Genomic DNA, 18,697 nt, shown 5'->3' on the forward strand with positions numbered 1-18,697 from the left:
ATCAGATTGAAGATAGACTGAAGTAATTTGGCTCAGTCATATACGTTAATTTTTAAAAAGATGTGCATAAGGAATGTCGTATTGTGTAAATAGCGGTTTAGCGTATTCTTCAACAATATGATCTAGATATGCCTTCTTTGTAATCAACCTAACCGACATATTGAGGTTGGCGTTAGTGGGATCTATGGTCAGCTTTGTCAATACGTTATTTTTGCTCCAAAACATTTGTTGAGGATACTGAGTAGTTTTATTATCGAATTCATCAACTACCTCTTTCACAAGATTCGGCATCACCTTCTTCAATAATAAAGCGGTTTCTTTTTCCGAACCAGTCAATTTACTTTGATCATAGACAATAGAATCGGGCGCTGGATGACTTTTAAGCATCCGTTCAAGTAATTCTGGCGCATCCTTGTTATCTGGATGCACAGTGATATAACTTACAAGTCCATTATAGGTGACTACCTTTGTTTCTAACACCGGGGCAATTTTAGCTTTATCGAATGTTACATTGTCGTTACCGGCGAAAAAGTAATAAACGATTTTTTCTCCCCTATCAACTAACTTTACACCATCTTTTGTGGGTAATTCAAAGCGCCCTTTCTGTTCCCTTATATTTTTCGCAAACTCAGACAAGTCGACATTCGATTTTTCGGAAACTACCAAATCCTTTAGGTCGATTTTTTTTGGACTACAACCCAAAAAAGTCAAACAAATTAAAATAGCTATATTCTTTTTCATAATTAATTAATACAATAAAATCAAATAGTGTTTCTGGAAATCAACTTCATCCTTTTTCTCTGCACCTGATTTACGTCTTCAGTAACAACAATTTATGGGTTCGATAGGAATCATTACTTAACTTGATTAATTAACTTTAACACCTCTTGCTGCGACATATTAGCTTTATTAACCACCTTAAAATTTCTCTTTACAAGCGTTGTTACCGAGCTGGTTTCAAGATTTTTACCGGTTTCAACTACTTTGTCCGTCCATCTGATTGATGCAGTATTCTTGGGGTTATAGTTCATCACCCGGTCGGTAATCTGCCTATCCTCGATGTTTCGATGAGTTTTTATGGCAATGTTGCCAGACAGGTAAGTTAATGTTTTGTAGAAACGCACCTGATCATCGGCAACAGCTTTAACAGAAATGATCTTGCCAGCCTTATCGTATCTATATGTACAGGTCCAGGCATCCTTTATTTCATCAGATTGATTTCGTGCTGTAGTAATACTAGCCTGTTTTATCTGCTTGTCGATTGCGTCCGGTTTGGAAACCACGATCAACGGAAGCATGCTTTCGATTGGATAACTTCCAATATTATCTTTAAGCAATTTCAATAAAACTAGAATATTATGCTTTTCATTTACCTGATGTTTAAATACAGTATAGCTTGCAGGAAACAGTTCATACTGATCTGCATTATCAACGATAACAAGATGATCGGTATCATTAAATCTAATACGCAGGCTATCTGTTTCATGCTGACTGGAGAACAGCCGACTTGTAATTAGGAATAGGCCGCTTTTAGTGGTATTGAGTATATAATTTGTCGCTTCAGTAATGGAGCCATTTGCCAGCGTATACGCAAAGTACTGGTCACCGGATGCTGTAGAAGTATATAGCGTTTTAGTAATTTCGCGTTCGTTGCCTTGTGTCGATTTAGTCACCACAGTTTTTGTAATTAAAACTGCATGATTACCTGCTGCTCGCGCTTTAGTCTGTTGCCCGACACAGCTCAAATTAAAGAGTAAGTTTAATGTTAATAGGGTAATAATTTTAAGCATATCATGGTGATAAAGGCGTTTAGGAGTTTTACCTTAAGTTTTGCAGTATCAGCCTTAAAGCTAAAACCGGGTGACGCAGAACATGAGAACGATTGGCCTAAAGCCTAATTATCTCGTAGCAGAGAGTTCAATAGATAGGACTTTTTTTATGCCAGTCGAATCTATTTCTAAGTATGATTGTATTACGTTTATTTTAAAGTAAACATCCCTTTATTTGGTAATATACGTTAATGAATTACAATTCGCCGCGTTCAAAGTTAATGATAAAACCGCAGGACGTGACCATATTACTCCGTTAGGCGAGAATATCCGCCAGATTTGGAAGAAGATTTTGGACGAAGAGCTGTTGGCTAAAAATATCGAGCTGGTTTATGATTATAAACTCCTAATTGACAGTTTGTTGTATGCGATCCTTATTTTATATCTTAATACAAACTAAACGTCCGGCATCACTAGCTGTTTTCCAGATAATTTGCCACCCATAATCAATGAAAAAAAAATCCTGACTCTGCCAATGCCTACAACGAACAGGATCCAGTTTTAAATCGTGACCCGAAATTAGGAACAGTTAAGGGCAAAATTTACTAATACGTCAAAGTACGATGCTGGACGCTTCACAGCGAACAACCAAGATTCCAGGTGATCAATCCTGAAGAATTGGGAATTAGGAAACACGCTAGCATAGATCCTAATGTAAACGGGAAATTGTGACTAAGAAGAGGAACGTTGTTAATGTCAGCCTGGGGCTGATCATTTTGCAGGTCACCTGATGTGATCTACTTGTTTTTTGTTTTTAGGTACGGACGCGAGCGCAAACTTTGTTATGCTGTGGTTATCGGCGATAGTAATCAGCTTCTATTTAATGCGAATGGTGTTGATAATCTAATTAACAAGGGCATTCAGGAACATTAGTATCTTATAAGTGCAATGTACGAAGATTTAATGGAATAAACAAATAATTTCATAAAAAGAAACGATTATTTTTTAATTATTATTTTTTATCCATTTTATTTACTTTCCTGATAGGAAACGACGACTATCGCCCCTCCTATCAAATCAGCGATAACGGACTAACCAAATTTTGCACAACGAGGGAACTCCTAGGTATATCAGTGCGAACTGCTTGGGAAAAGCCCCCCCTTTTCGCAACGAATGCACTCTGATATACCTCTTAGTCCGCAGTTTGTGCAAAGGGAGGTATTAGAATATTCATTCTAATCGATATGAGGTTACTAGGGAAGATTCTTGCCTCCCATTGAGGTATGTGTATTCTATGTGCTCGCTACGGCCCAGGAGCAAGCAGACACCAAGCTGATACCTAGCAGACACAAAGGAAAGACCTAGCCGGATAAACCCCATATCAACTAGATCTTAGGCTCGATGTAGACGGAAACAAGGGAATTGATGTCTAGATAGTACCATATATAAGCGCCAGCATTGTTTAATTGCTGAAACGAAACTACAATCCTTTTACCCCAGACAAGAATAGTTTACACTTAATCTTCGTAGCTGTACAGATAACCGGCCTATTTATACAGGTTTTTTATTTCTGTACACATAACATTTATCTGTACAGCTACGGTTTATCTGTACAGATAAACATAATTTCCATAATTCCATAGTGCCTGGATCTAATCTGGTGTCCTTTCTGACACAATCCCTCAAACCTAAATCATATCCATTCATTCAGCACTTCTTAATTCATGTCCTTCCCTTTCTCAACAACAAAGACCGGTTTCACATGGGGTAATGACAATAACATCCGTGTATATTCGGTTCCACTGGAGATTCCGCTTCATAGTACGCCACGATTCCGCTACAAAGTGGTTCTTCCCCGATTTTGGTGGTAGACTTAATTCCTTACTGTCGTTACTCATACACGACGGTCTAATAAGAGCCTTTTTTAATAATGTAATTAATATGCAAATGGCTAAGAGTTAGGAAAAATCAATATCTTAATACGATCAATTGATTATTAGGATGCTCCGCTTTTTCCAATATGTTTTACTATCATGCATTTCTTGTTTCGCGGGATATGGTCAATCTGTATTGGAATTAAGTAACCCTGAGCCAAAAGGAGAAGAGGAAGTGCATTTCACCTATATCGGACCTCTTGCTAAAACATTGGTTCCCGAGTTTAGAGTTTATTTTTTTAGTGAGGGGCCATTGAAATGGATAACATTGCGCGGCAAGCGTGATCAGGCAAAATTGTCAGGGAGTTTCAGGCTGCCTGAGGGTACGCTAGCATTTTGCATCAAGCCAGATAGATATAAGGATATTAGTGAAGCTTATGCCTATAGCGTATTTAAGGGAGGTGAACCTATTGCTGGTGCACGGGCCGGAATGGCGCAGTTTAATTATAACTTCCGTCGGTTTATAGAACTAAAGGACAGTTTAAAGGCTATTGCATTGTTCCGGGAAGAGTTTAAGCTAAACCCGGAGTTTAAAGCTAAGTACCGGCTGGAATACTTTAAAAACGGCAGTTACGGCATGGGCAGTATTGGTAAGGAAATGGAAGCGGCTTGGATGGATTCTTTAAGGGCTGGTCGCGATGAACAGTTTTTATTTCATCTGTATAGTCTGGTTAAGGACGACAAGGTTGTGGACCTAATTACAAAAAGCAGGTTAAGGGAAGAAATGCTGAGGCGTTATCCAAAGGGCGAACTTGCGCTCAGCGAAGATCCTAGGCAAAAAAGAAGTAATGACTTTTCTGGAATGCCGTTACTCGAATCACAATATCCGGCGCTTGTTGCGCTTGGCAAGCTTGACGCATATTATGGTTATGCAGCCAGAAACCTTTTCGGGAGCGGTAACATCGTAAAAGGGGACCATTACCTAAAAAAGATTCGTTCTGCTGAGCTGGCGGAAGGTTTATGCCGGTTTGCCTCAGCTTCACTGGTAAAAAAGGGTATCTATTTGGATACTGCAGTTGAATATTGTGAAAGAGGGATACGACTGATTGATTCCATACCAATGGATGTTATTTATTCTTCTGAGCAGGAATGGAACGACCAGAAGCGCTACAACAAAACTGTATATTTTACCCGGATGGCGGAAATTCGTTACAGCCAGGGCAGATTGGACGACGCAATTGCACAGGCGGCGCTTGCAGCAGAGGTGGAGAGTTATGATTTTGGACCTAAGGATCGTTATTTGAAATACCTGATGGAAGCAAAGCGTTATCAGGAAGTAGTCGAGGTCGCATCAAAATATGTATTAACGAATTATAATTCTGATCAGACGGACACAATTCTGCAGGATGCCTATCAACGGCAGGGACATTCTGCTGTGGCCTACAAAGATTACCTTCAGGATCTGTACCATCAAAAGGACCTCGTCTACAAACCTTATGGGTTAGAGCTGACAGGTGTTGAGGCTATTGATTTCAGTTTAAAGGATCTCGACGGACGGAATGTATCGTTAAAAGACTACCGAGGGAAGAATGTGGTACTGTATTTTTTTCAGCCTTATTCAGATTGGGATCCTGAGATAGAACGTTATCTTGCCAAGAAAGTGGATTCGATAAAGTCTGCAGCCAATATTGAGTTGCTCGGGATTGATGAATCTATAATTTTCGGCGCCAACGAGGCCAAGTGCAGAGAACTCAGGCGAGTGGGTGCAGCTGCATTTTTTAAGAAGGCAGGAGTGTCTTTTCCGATCTTACTGGATATTTACGTTCATAAACCCGAAATTTATTGGTCGGACCGGTACCTGGATGTTTCTGCAGACTATGGAGCAAACAGATCCGGAAGTTTTTTTCTCATAGACAAAAATGGGATGGTCCGTTATAAAGGGAGTGCCCGCGCCTCTACAAGTTTGGAACACTTTAAGAAAGAATTTTCCGCTTCATTGAAACTGCTCAAGTGAGTATCTGGAAATTTTGTCCAAACGGCCACTTTGCTCCGAAATACAGTGTTCATTTAGTACGCCACCTATTCGTAAGAAAGCATGCATTGTTTCACCTGTACCCTTTACTTTTGATCAGCGACTTTAGTTACTTTAACCCAGTCTACCCACATTTTTGCTTCGCCGGCTTTAACCATGTTAACACTACTTTCAGGTAAGCCGTAATAAGGGGCTTTTATACCGTTAATTTTAGCGGGGTAACCGCCACCGAGTGCATAATTAAGTATCAGATATTGCTTGTCGTTAAATACCCAACGGCCGTAATGTTCTACCATTTTACGCGTTACCCGAAACATGGGCACGCCGTCATATTTGAAGATCAGGCGCTCAGGTGTCCAGTCGACGGCGTAAACATGCCACTGTGTAGCATCGTGTTCTTTGTCAAAGTACAAGCGGTTTACAAAAGGCGTTTCGCCGCTATAGCCAGGGCCATGTATTGCAGCACTAATCCAATCGGTTTCGCCCACATATTCCATGATGTCAATTTCACCTGTAGTAGGCCACATGCCCTTCCCAAGCATCCAAAATGCAGGCCACAGTCCATCGCCTGCGGTAACTTTAATCCGGGCTTCGACGGTGCCATAGGTAAAATCAAACTTATCACGCGTATTGATCCTGGCGGAAATAAAATCATATTCCCTGCCCTCAATGTTCTTAAATTTTGGCGCGTATTGCGGTTTCATTACCAATAAGCCCTTTTCGAGATACATTACGGCAGACGAGTCTACATAGGTTTGCAATTCATTATTCCCATTGAATCCGGGTACTTCCGGGGTCCACTTGTCGCGATTCAGTTTGCTTCCCAAAAAATCATCAAAGAAAACAACTTCGCCTTTGGCATTTCCCCCGGAAGAGCTTTTATTTACCGATGAGCATGACATACCCATAGCTGTTACCGCTACAAAAGCAGCAACACACATACACTTATTATAACGCATAATTAATTAGGTGTTCTTTACCAGTTTCTATTCGTTTATTTAAATACGCGTACGTAGTCTACTTCCATGGTGCTGCTAACAAAGTTGGGATCAACAGCTGGGCCGCCAAAATTACCGCCCATTGCTATGTTCATTATCAGGAAGAAGTTTTGGTTGAATGGCAAATCGGCACTGTTGGCAAAAGTGTAGTAGACTTTACCATCAATAGCAAACTTCATGGAAGCCGGCGTCCACTCCATGCTGTAAACATGAAAATCGGTTGAAGCAGTTGGATTTTGGGTTGTGCCTCCTACGCCTCCGCCGCCATAGTGTCCCGGATAATGCATGGTTGAAAATACTGTATTTTGATTTTTACCTACGTGCTCCATAATATCGATCTCGCCGCAGGCAGGCCACGGAGTAGTATCAATGTTACTGCCAAGTGCCCATATTGCCGGCCATGTACCTACTCCTGTCGGCAACTTCGCTCTAACCACTACACGGCCATACTTAAACGCAAATTTACCTTTGGTTAACAGCCTGGCTGAGGTATACCCAAAACCACTGTAATTCTCTTTTTTAAGAACAATCTTTAGTGTGCCGTTAGAAACTACTGCGTTATCTGTACGGTTGGTATAATATTCCAGTTCGTTATTGCCCCAGCCATTGTTGTTGCCAAGGTCATAACCCCATTTGCCAGGGTCAGGTGCACCTGCGCTTTCAAACTCATCCGACCAAACAAGCCCTTCTGCTGCAGAAATACTAACCTGGGTGGTTGCTACTGTTGTCTTGCCGCTTGCACTTTTGGCCGTGACTTTTACTGTATAAGTACCCGCAACCGGGTACTTATAAGTCAAATTGCCAGTTGTAGTGTTTTGGTAAATACCGTTACCAAAATCAAATTCATAGGCTACCGCATTTTCTGCAGTTACCACGAAGCTTACTGTACCGCTGTTATCGGTGCTTAATGTAGGCGTTACCACAATATTTGCGGGCTTGTCCGTTATATTATTGCTACCTGTATCGTTGTCCTTACTGCAACCGGAAAACAAGGCTACCGCTACTATCAGAATGTATGTCTTTAAATATCTCATGTCTATTACGATTTAACTTTAAATTTTTGGTACCATGCCAGTCCGTCTGTGCCAATACTGCGGATAGTCATACTAGTTGTTGTTAGTTGTAAAATTTCGTAGGCGTTACCTCCTGTACCGAACGCGATAAGTCCGTTCCCCGGTACCATAAATTGAATACGGGTTGAGTTTGCTGTGGTTGATCCTGAAGTAGCGTCCATAAAAGTCAGTTTGCGTGTTGCGGCAACATCCATATCATAACAAGCATCGCCTCCAGCTTTACCATAAACGGCCGTAGAAGCAGCTGTGAAAAACGATTGGCCTTTGTTGTTAATCGTCATGTTTATAGTACCTCCATCCTTAGCAAAGGTGATCTCGTCGTCATATAAACATTCTGCCCGTTCATTTGGAGCTGCACTGTAATAACTTGAGGTGTAACCATCTGTCGGACCCACTCCTACATTACCCGGTATCTGGCGGTCTATTACCCATATCCTTGAGGCGCCGTTGGTAAGATTCTGCATAATCTGTTCCGGGATCACAAAGGCGACAAAAACGGTTATTTTTTTAGTCACCGTTGAAGTTACACCACCCGTGCCGATCGCGCTAATTACGATGGTATAATCGTTAGTACCCGGGTTACCATATTTGTGTACTAAAGCGCCTCCGCTTGTTATTTTGTTAGTGCCATCGCCAAAATCTACTTTGTAGGATATGGCATTGGCTGCCGAGGTCGTGATGGTAACATTACCAGAGCCTGCACCCGCTGGATTTGTGCCATTAGCACCTTCAATAGCGGTGGCAATGGTCAGCTCCGTAGGAGTAATGATTTCACCAAAGGAATACTCTTGTTTCTTACAGCCAATTGCAATTGCAACAACTGCGAAACAAATGGCTATTAATGCTTTTATATTAATTTTCATCGTGGTATAAATTAATTAAGGGTGATATCATCTAAATAAAAAGTATAGTTAGCCGAGCCATCTCCTGAAGTGCCATTGTCAAATATTAACACCAGTTTTTGATAAACGATGCTTGTATTTATAGCTGAATAATCAAATGTCAATTCTTCCCATTGGTTTGCTTTCGTAGTAGTTACTTCTTTTTCAAAGCTGATGCCGCCATTGGTCGGGTTTTCTACTTTCAATAGTACTTTTGCGCCCACCCTTGGCGAATAAACCAACATTTTAAAGATTTTTTTGGTCGAGAAGTCGATTGGATTATCGAGCATCAGGACACTGCCGCCATAAGTAGCGCCAGGGCTTTTGACCATTTTAGCGACTTTTGTGCTGACGTTGATACCAGAAGCATTTGGATTGTCGACAATGGTAACTGCTCCGCCATCAAAACCGGCAAAGGCGTAGTTAAGGGTTGTTGACTGAAAGTTTAACGGAATACCTAAAACTGACGCTGGCGCTGGCACCAATTTCAAATCGTCCCAGTAGAATACCTTACCCGAGCCACTTACGTTGAAGTCAAAAAACACTGTGGCTTTATCGTAATTTGTTGCCGGATTAAAGGCTAATGTACCCGCAGAATTGCTGAGGAAATTAAAGGTCAACGTTTCCCACTGATTAGCCAGGGTTGTCACCGCATCGGTCTCTACAGATTTTGTACCATCGGTATGGTTTTCTACTTTCAGTTTAATGGTTAGTCCGGCTGCAGGAGAATAAACACGCAGACTCATTTGCGCAAATGCCGATGTCAGCGGTATTTTACTTGCAAAGCCTGCTGCTGTTCCAATGGTAACTCCTGCCCAGGTTTCAGCGCCACCCGGTTTGGTGGTCTTCTTAACCTTGTTGGCCGCGTTAGTAGGATCAACCGCGTCAATGGTGATGTTGTTACCAAAGTCAATTACGGTGTAATTTGTATTTGGCGCGTCAAAAGTTACCGGCAAGCTGATGGTTTGGATAGGGGCGTTCATTTTCAGGTCGTCCATATAAAACACTTTGCCGCTTCCTACTACGTTGAAGTCGAAAAACATCGAAGCCTTATCGTAGGTAAAGGCGCTGTTTAATGCAGGTGTACCAGCAGCGTTGTTATTAAAGTCGAAGGTCAAGGTTTGCCATGCATTTGCCACGGTGGTTACGGCGTCTGTTTCCACAGCATTCGCAGCAACAGTATGATTTTCCAACTTTAATCTAATTGTTAAACCTGCCGCCGGTGAATAAATTCGGGCAGTCAGTTTAGAATTAGCGGCAGTGACCGCCACTTTAGTGGCAAAGCCTGTAGCTGTGCCTAAAGTAGTACCTGCCCAAACCTCTGCGCCAGCTGGTTTAGTCACTTTTAAAACCTTATTCGCTGCATTGGCCGGGTCAGCAGCTACGCTTGATAAATTGCCTCCAAAATCGCTTGTAGTATAATCAAAATTAGGGTCATCAAAAGTTAAAGGCAGGTCTATTTGCTTCCCTATTTTGATGGTTTCCTCATACTTGGTTGTTGCAACGCCACCGCTTAAAGCAATCACTCTTACTACATAAGTTCCCGCGGCTGCATAGGTATGTGTCGCAGTTTGCGTCTCCAAAAAAGAATCGTAAGGCTCTGGGTTGGTTTTAGTTTCGTCACCATAATAGACGTGATACATGGTTTCGTAATCGGCAGTAGCACCCACATTAACAGTTAAGCCATTCGTCGTGATGGTGGCTTTTAAATTCTCAGGTGCTTTAAATGATACCGTCAGTTGCTGAGTTAATTCAGTTGTTTTACCATTTATCCCATGCGCAACTAACTTTACAGTGTAGACACCCTCTTTGTAGGTGTGCTGGGTATTTTTGCCTGAGCCGACTTTAACAAAACTTTCGGTGCCATCACCATAATAAACATCATAGACGACAGCCCCTTCACCAGAAGGGAAAATCGTAACCCGGCCAGTATTGTCCTGCGTAATGTTAAACAATACCGACAGTTTTGCGGGATCAGTTACACCGTTTACAAACGATGTATCGTCAAACGCTTCCTTTTTACAACCCGCAATAACAGCCAGTAGCAAGGATATGCTCAAAAAATATTTTATTGAATTCATGATCTTAATATTTTAAGGGTTAGTATCCCGGGTTTTGTGTAATTCCGGAAACGTTTATTTCTTCCTGTGGGATGGGGAACAGTTCGTGTTTGCCCGTTCTGAAACCCGTTATCCTGGCAGCGGCCTGTCCCGTTCTCACGAGGTCAAAAAAGCGGTCGCCTTCCATAGCCAGTTCCAGCCTGCGCTCGTTCCATATCGCCTGTTTAAGTGCATCTCCAGAAGCGGTTACCTGATGCAAACCATCTCCAAATGCACGCGCACGCACCATATTAAGGTATCCCTGGGCTTTCGCATCGCTGCCAGCACTCCTGTTTATTGCTTCCGCAGCCATTAGCAATACCTCAGAATATCTCAATACCCTATAGTTATTTAGGTAGTTCAATTCCACCTGTCCCGATGTTTCACCCTTACGAGGCAAATATTTGCCATTATATAATCCAGTGTTCTTATAAGGAGCTACCTGGTAGCTGATTCCGTATTCAGGATGAGCTGCTTTATAGGCCTCCATATCAAATGTGGTAATAGCTTTACGCTGGTCGCCGGGCGAATAAGCTGCCGCCAGATCCTGAGTTGGCAGGTTGGAGCTCCATCCTGCAGCATAAGGCATCGCGGCGCTGCCGTTTATACCCCTTATCCCATTTTGCTGTACAGCGTAATTACCCTGACCACGTGTTGCGCCACCCCAGTTATAATACGGTGAACCATTGCTGTACTGAATCTCGAATACCGATTCAGGACCATTCTCTCCCGTTGCCAAATACATAGCAGCATAGTCGGGCACCAACGAGAATGCGTTTGAGGCAATCACCGGTTCCAATATGGCAGCGGCTTCGGCGAATTTGCCTTCGTATAAATATACCTTGCCTAATAATGCATGGGCAGCATATTTGGTTACCCGCCCTTTTTGTGCCTGGGTAACTGGCAGGGCGGCTACAGCAGCGCTAAGATCGGCTTCTATCTGTGCATATACAGCTGCTTTAGGCGATCTTGGCATCCCTTTTAGGTCTTCAAGCCCCAATCTCCTTTCGGTAAATAATGGAACATCGCCCCACATTTTTACCAATGTAAAGTAGAAGTAAGCGCGTAAGAATAAGATCTCACCGTAAAGCGCGTCTTTGCCATTAAAATTAACTACATCACCGCCCTTATTTCTGTCTTTATACTGCGTAAGGTAATTCGCACGATTTATACCCTCATAGGCTACTCTCCAAAGATCCTCTAAAGTGGAGTTTACGGGGGTATGTGTATAGTCATCAATTTGCTGTAAAGGCAAGACGTCTGAGGCATTTTCGCCACCTGCTACTGAATTATCTGAGGCGATATCGCCTATCGCCACCGTCTGGTTTAACCATTGTAACGGCGAGTAAACACTAATGGCCATTGTGCGGTAATCACCCTCCGACTTTAAATAGTCGAGATCCGTAACTACAAAACTTTCGCGCGGATCGTTGTCGACCCATTTTTTACATGCTGAGAGCGTAGTTATCAACATAACCAACCCAACTAGCTTTATATATCTTTTATTCATCGTAGTCATATTTCTGTTAATGAATTATAATTTAATGTCAAGCCCAACAGTGTATGTTCTTGCTTGTGGATAAGCGCCACGGTCAACACCAGTATCTAACACACCGCCAGAGATTTCCGGATCAAAGCCCGAGTACTTGGTGATGGTAAAGGCATTTCTTACCTGACCATAGACCCTTATGCTCTTAAATACTTTGCCCTTTAGTAATTGCGGAACTGTATAGCCCAATTGGATAGTCTTAAGCTTTACGAATGAGCCATCCTCAACATATCGGTCAGATACCCGGATATTACTATTGGCATCGCTAAACGAATATCTTGGGTTATGTGCATCGTTAGTGGTACCCGGACCAGTCCACCTTGCCAGTACACTACGAAACTTGTTCGTGTAATTCGCATTACGTTCATAAGCACGATAAATATCGTTACCTATAGATGCATAGGTAAAGGCGTTGAAGTCGAAGTTTTTATAACTCATGTTAACGCTCCATCCTAATATTACCGAGGGGAAAGAATCGCCAATATTGGTACGGTCGTCAGCATTAATCACCCCATCATTATTCACATCCATGTAACGGATATCGCCCGGTTGAGCTCCATCCTGAGTTGGTGCAGCGGCAACTTCTGCTGCTGTTTGGAACAGCCCCTGTGTTTTATAGCCGTAGAAATAACCCGGTGCCTGACCCTTCTCAAAAACGGTTACGGTTTGCGACTGGCCATTGAAATAGGCACCACCCGGTATCTTAGCGGTACCTTCTGAATTGGTTGCGGTAACTAAACTCTTAACAGTGGTGATATTGAAGTTGTTACCAAGCCTAAAGTCTCCAAACGTCTCGTTGTATCCAAGGGATATATCAACACCTGTACTTTTTGTGGAGCCAATATTGTAATCCGGGATTGGAACGGTGCCTAATATTTCGGACCCTCTGGTTTGAAATAATAAATCCCCAACGCGCTTCTCGTAGTAATCTACCGTAATATCAAATTTGTTGTTCAGGAGAGTCATATCGAAGCCAATGTTAGCTTGCCTCTGACTTTCCCATCCCAGGTTTGTATTTTCGGCAGAGGCCACCGTTGATCCCGGAAAGAAGACGTTATCAAAGTTGTACCCATTGCTGTTTGCACCGGGTCCGTAATCCGGGCCACCGGTTGCTATGGTTACAAATTGCGATGGGGTATTGTCATTACCTACAGTACCATAGCTACCCCTTATCTTTAAGAAATTGATAAATGAAACGTTGAAGAATGACTCCTGAGTGGCTACCCATCCTAAAGAGCCGGAAAAGAAGTTACCGTATTTATTATTGATACCAAAGGCGGTAGAACCGTCACGACGGGCCGTAAAAGAGGCTAGATATTTTTCTTTATAGTCATAATTAGCCCTGGCGAAGTAGGACAGGTTGCGTTTAAAATATTGGTTATAGTAACCAGTTTGTGCGCTGGTATTAGTAGCCGAGTTAACGCCGGTAGCCGCAGTGAAGTTGGCAAAATCCCAGGAGTTAAAAGGTACATCCTGCCTGCTAGCGCCAGCAGCATTGCCAGCGGTGCGTATCAAGGAGAAACCTACAACCGTCTCAAAGTTATGATCCTGTGCTACTTTGAAGTTGTAGTTAGCAAAGGTCTCCCAGGTATAATTAAAGTTGCTTATTTTATCATGTGAAACACTATTGAATCTACCAGTTACAGTAGAACCATCGGCATTCATCGTGTTTTCGACATTCAAGGGGCCATAAAATGCCAATGGGGTAAAGCTTTTATTATTCGCATCATATTTGGTATAACCAAGCCTGCTGCTGAGTTTCAAATTCTTTAAAATATCATACTGTAATTCAAACTTCCCGTATAATTTACTGCCGACGCTCTTATTGTACGTATTGTCAAGCCTGGTTAGCGGGTTAAAAATCTCTGACAACAACAAGTTACTATAGCCATATTTGCTGCCACCAGCTGGGTCATCATTATAAATCGGTACCGTTGGGTCAAAATTAAGGGCATTTCCAATAATACTGTTAAATGAGTTTTCCTGGACCCCCTTTGTGTTTAATATGACGCCTGTAGTATTTAAGATGAACTTCAATTTGGGTGCAAGTTGAAAATCAAGGTTTGCAGTGAAGTTACCACGGTCATACTTTGATTTGTCGATGCCACCAACAATCCCTCCTTGGCTGGTGTAACCTCCAGAAAGAAAGTAGTTGACAGTTTCGCTGCCACCACGTACTCCGAGATTATGTTGTTGCAACGGTGCCGTTTTAAACACCTCTTTTTGCCAGTTTGTGCCCGTACCTAATACCGATAGATCAGGGAATATCACATCGCCCCCTGCAGCAACACTGCCTTCATTGATCATAGCGCCATATTCGGTAGCGTTTAACACACCAATATACCTAACCGCTTCCTGCGTGCCATAGCTACTGTTTAAAGTGACCTCGGTCTTCATATTTTTACGACCAGTTTTAGTGGTTACTACGATAACACCGTTGCCACCTTTAACCCCATAAATAGCAGTAGCTGATGCATCTTTCAGCACGCTGATGGATTCGATATCACTGGGATTGATGGAATTAAAATCGGCAGTGGTTTGCTGTACGCCATCAATAACTACTAAGGGGTCTGATCCTCTATAAGAAGGGATTCCTCTGATCGCAATAGTTGGCGATGAACCAGGAGAGCCGCCTTGAATTACGGTTACCCCCGATGCGCGACCTTGTATGGCTTCTTCAGGACGTACTGGATTAAGCCTCTGGATGTCAGCGCTTTTTATTGTTGAGATAGCGCCAGAGACCTTGGTTACTCTTTGAGTACCATAACCTAGTACAACTACTTCATTGAGGGCGTTAGTCATATCATCTTCCAAGATGAAGTTTTGTTCGCCGGCCTGAGTCACATTCCTTTCAATGGTTGTCATGCCAATATACGAGACCACCACTGTGGAGCCTCCTTGGGGTATGTCTAAACTGTAAGTACCATTTCTATCTGTAACAACACCTACTGTTGTTCCTTTAACAATTACTGACGCGCCGGGCAATGGTAGTCCGTCAGATTTTTGGGTTACTTTACCTGTTATACGCAGGGATTGAGCATAGCTCGCCTGGCTAATAAAACATAGGAGCAAAGCAATACCCATGAAAAACTTGAGTTTTAAATGCATAATGTTTAATTGATAAGATTAGTTAATTGGTGTTCGATTGGTGTCGATAGACATGCACGTTCATACATAGCTTAAAGCTTTAGATAAGGGTTTAACTTGGTTAGCAATATTGCCGGAGCAATTGTTTAATAAATATCAAAAGTATGTTCAATGACGCCCAAAATGAAATTTAGCACTACATCACTACCACACAACATTGAAAAAACCACTAAAAACACCCATATTAGCCTTCGACTAATAAGTCGTGTTGAAATTTGCTTAACCAACTATAAACCTTGCTTTTAAGATTCCTACTCTTACTTATATTATTCGCATGCATGCAAAATGCGATGCCTCAAACTTATATTGGCCAGCGCAAAACGGTAAATTATGAGAAGATGCAGTACAACGCCGGTACGCAGAACTGGAAAATCCGTCAGGATGCACAAGGCCGTATGTATTTTGCCAATAACGAGGGGGTGCTTGTATTTGACGGCGCCTATTGGCAGTTATATCCCTTGCCAAATAAGACTATTGTCCGTTCATTAGAGTTTGGCAGCGATAAGCGGCTGTATGTTGGCGGCCAGGATGAGATTGGTTACTTTTCTCCGGCTAAAAACGGTCAGCTTGTTTTCAACTCGATAAAAGAACTCATCCCAAAAGCCGACCGTGAATTTTCTGATATATGGGATATTGCGTGCTACGGTAAGGAGGTTTTCTTTCGTTCCCATGATAAAATAATTAAGTATAGTCATCACAAAATAACTGTTTATCATTCCCAGTCGTGGTTATTCCTGGGTAATCATCAGGGCGAACTAATTGCGCACGACGAGCAAAAAGGCGTCTTAGTTTACGCAAACAATAGATGGGAGCCCTATATTGATAAGAAGGACTTGCCATCAGGGTTTTACATCACCTCCGTAGCTAAGTTCAATGATACCTCGAGCCTGATCACCACCGCCAGAGATGGGTTATACTTGCTAAGCGCCAATAAAATAAAGAGCTTTAAGCTTAGTGGTTTTGGCATTAATAACTACCAACATTTTTCTTCCGCTACGGCAATGAATGATAGCACGTACCTGGTGGGCACCTATATCAACGGAATCTACCAGATAGATAAAAATGGGAATGTGAAAGAAAACATTGGCAAAAAAGAAGGTCTGCAGAATATTTTTGTGCGCAGCATGTATGCCGATGCAAACCATAACATTTGGCTGGGGCTCGACAATGGGATCGATTACATTGCCTATAACAATGCTGTTAAGCATATTAATCCTCCGAAATTTAAGGACGGCGGGGGCTACTCAGCTGCATTATATAAAAACAACCTTTATTTTGCCTTATCTAATGGTGCATATCGGTTGCCGGTAACGAGCACCGGCGATTTGAGCTATTTAAAAAGCGACTTTACGCTGATTGCTGAAGGGCAAACCTGGAATATGGCTACAGAGGCTGGGCGATTGCTTACGGGCCGCGACGACGGCATCTTTCAGGTGTCAGGCGACAAGCTTTCGCCGATTTTTAATAATACAGGGTATTGGATATTCAAGCCTTTACAAAACAAGGCTGGAAACCAGCTTATAGCCGCCGGTAATTATTATGGTGTACGTTTGTTCGAAGAAAATGGCAGCAGGCTCATTGATAAAGGCAGTTTGGGCAAGTATCTGGAGTCTTCACGTTTCCTGGAGGTAGACCGTAATAATGTCATCTGGACCTCGCATCCTTACCGGGGAGTTTATAAGTTGAGTCATGATCTTAACCAAATAAAGACATACACAAAAGCGCAGGGCCTTCCCTCCGATTTAAATAACTTCGTATTCAAAGTAAGAGGCCGTGTGGTAGTAGCTACTGAAAAGGGCATCTATGAAATTGATGCTAAAACAGATAGATTTGTTCCATCGGCGGAGTTTAAGAGGATCTTTGGCAACAAAAGCTTAAGATATCTTAAGGAAGACCAGGCAGGTAACATCTGGTTTGTACAGGGTAAAAGTCTTGGTGTGGTGGATTACAGCAAGGAACCAACAGTCATCAACTTTCCCGAATTAAATAACAGGATACTTAGCGGATTTGAAAATGTTTACCCTGTAGACGCCTCTAATATTTTTGTAGGAAGCGTAAATGGTTTCTATCACATTAACTACGTTAAATACAAACAAAATATACATGCGTTGAAAGTATTTATCCGAAAGGTTAAAGCCACTTCAACTACCGACAGTGTACTTTACGGCGGATATTTTGATGATGTGAACGGAAATGGGAAACAGACCGCTAACAATACCCTCACGCTTGGATACCGATGGCGATCGCTGCATTTTGAATATTCATCACCAATTTTTGAGGAGCAATCCAATGCAGAGTACAGTTATTTACTAGAGGGCTTTGATACAAAATGGTCTGTATGGTCTAAAAAGTCGGAAAATGATTATACAAACTTACCTGCCGGCAATTACATTTTTAAAGTAAAGGCGCGTAACCACCAAAATAATGAATCGGTTGTGGCCAATTATTCTTTCAATATTAACCCACCCTGGTACCAGTCGATATTAGCGTATGTTATATACCTTGCTCTTATCGCCGGTGCTTTATATTGTTTATATAAGTTACAAGAGAAGCGCCACCATATTAAACAGCAGAAGCAATTACTTATTCAACAGCAAAAATACAAGGACGAGCAAACGCAGCTGGCTTACTTCCACCAGTTGGAATTGGAACGGTCTGAGAAGGAGGTGGTAAAGCTTAAAAACGAAAAGTTGCAGACCGAAGTTGAGTTTAAAACATCAGAATTGGCCTCCTCAGCATTGAACCTCGTGCAAAAAAAGGAATTTTTACTTAAAGTGAAAGATGAGTTACAGCACCTCCAAAAGTCAGGTAAGGAAGCGGTAGAAGTTAGCGAGATTAAAAAGATTTTGCGCTTGCTGGCAGGGGAAAATAAGATAAACGAAGAATGGGAGTTGTTCTCTATTCATTTTGATAAAGTGCATGCAGGGTTTCTAACTATTATCAAGGATCGTTACCCAAGCATAAACCAGCAGGAATTAAAACTTTGCGCTTATCTGATTATGAACCTTTCCAGTAAAGAGATTGCCCAGCTGATGGCCATATCTGTTCGCGGAGTAGAGGTCAGCCGCTATCGCCTGCGTAAAAAGCTGCAGATCCCAACAGAGATCAATCTTTTTGAGTTTTTGTTTGCGATACAGAGGGAGTTAATGAAGTAGGTTTCTTTCAAAGGGGCTTTGCTATTCCGGCGAAGATTAGCAATTTCGGATCTTCTGTTCCAGCAACCCCTCCCCTTTAGATTTCAGGAACGCCAATCAATCTATTGCTTGTGTTAAACA

General features: G+C 42.2%; 11 protein-coding genes. 3 read left to right on the forward strand and 8 right to left on the reverse strand.

The genetic code is table 11. From position 1 onward, the window contains the following. Positions 1-45: 45 nt before the first annotated feature. Positions 46-741, reverse strand: a complete 696-nt coding sequence (locus WKF66_RS16155) for a hypothetical protein (RefSeq protein ID WP_489675512.1) — start codon at positions 739-741, stop codon at positions 46-48. 113 nt (positions 742-854) lie between these two features. After that, the gene (locus tag WKF66_RS16160; protein ID WP_489675513.1) at positions 855-1,790 is read right to left on the reverse strand and encodes a hypothetical protein; all 936 of its coding nucleotides are present in this window, start codon (positions 1,788-1,790) and stop codon (positions 855-857) included. 214 nt (positions 1,791-2,004) lie between these two features. Here WKF66_RS16160 and WKF66_RS16165 point away from each other — a divergent pair, with 214 nt between their 5' ends. Beyond that, positions 2,005-2,229: a hypothetical protein gene (locus tag WKF66_RS16165; RefSeq protein ID WP_489675514.1), complete on the forward strand. Its 225-nt coding sequence runs from the start codon at positions 2,005-2,007 to the stop codon at positions 2,227-2,229. 1,610 nt (positions 2,230-3,839) lie between these two features. Further along, on the forward strand, positions 3,840-5,657 hold the full coding sequence (locus WKF66_RS16170) for a peroxiredoxin family protein (RefSeq protein WP_489675515.1): 1,818 nt from the start codon (positions 3,840-3,842) through the stop codon (positions 5,655-5,657). A 104-nt stretch (positions 5,658-5,761) separates the two neighbouring features. Here WKF66_RS16170 and WKF66_RS16175 read toward each other — a convergent pair whose 3' ends face one another. The 6 genes from WKF66_RS16175 to WKF66_RS16200 are packed head-to-tail and all read right to left on the reverse strand — an operon-like array spanning position 5,762 to position 15,383. Further along, positions 5,762-6,634 (reverse strand): glycoside hydrolase family 16 protein, encoded by an 873-nt coding sequence (locus WKF66_RS16175; RefSeq protein WP_489675516.1) that lies wholly within the window; start codon positions 6,632-6,634, stop codon positions 5,762-5,764. Between the two features lie 35 nt (positions 6,635-6,669). Further along, complete coding sequence (locus WKF66_RS16180; RefSeq protein WP_489675517.1) at positions 6,670-7,707, reverse strand: family 16 glycosylhydrolase; 1,038 nt, start codon at positions 7,705-7,707, stop codon at positions 6,670-6,672. Between the two features lie 5 nt (positions 7,708-7,712). After that, the gene (locus tag WKF66_RS16185) at positions 7,713-8,609 is read right to left on the reverse strand and encodes a PKD domain-containing protein (protein ID WP_489675518.1); all 897 of its coding nucleotides are present in this window, start codon (positions 8,607-8,609) and stop codon (positions 7,713-7,715) included. Between the two features lie 11 nt (positions 8,610-8,620). Continuing rightward, positions 8,621-10,708, reverse strand: coding sequence for a phage tail protein (locus WKF66_RS16190; RefSeq protein ID WP_489675519.1), 2,088 nt, complete (start codon positions 10,706-10,708; stop codon positions 8,621-8,623). A gap of 19 nt (positions 10,709-10,727) precedes the next feature. Beyond that, on the reverse strand, positions 10,728-12,236 hold the full coding sequence (locus WKF66_RS16195; RefSeq protein ID WP_489675520.1) for a RagB/SusD family nutrient uptake outer membrane protein: 1,509 nt from the start codon (positions 12,234-12,236) through the stop codon (positions 10,728-10,730). Positions 12,237-12,260: 24 nt separating this feature from the next. Continuing rightward, complete coding sequence (locus WKF66_RS16200; RefSeq protein ID WP_489675521.1) at positions 12,261-15,383, reverse strand: SusC/RagA family TonB-linked outer membrane protein; 3,123 nt, start codon at positions 15,381-15,383, stop codon at positions 12,261-12,263. A gap of 329 nt (positions 15,384-15,712) precedes the next feature. Here WKF66_RS16200 and WKF66_RS16205 point away from each other — a divergent pair, with 329 nt between their 5' ends. Then, positions 15,713-18,577: a triple tyrosine motif-containing protein gene (locus tag WKF66_RS16205; RefSeq protein ID WP_489675522.1), complete on the forward strand. Its 2,865-nt coding sequence runs from the start codon at positions 15,713-15,715 to the stop codon at positions 18,575-18,577. The last annotated feature ends 120 nt before the right edge of the window (positions 18,578-18,697 follow it).

This window comes from Pedobacter sp. (genome assembly GCF_037719805.1).
GTDB lineage: Bacteria > Bacteroidota > Bacteroidia > Sphingobacteriales > Sphingobacteriaceae > Pedobacter.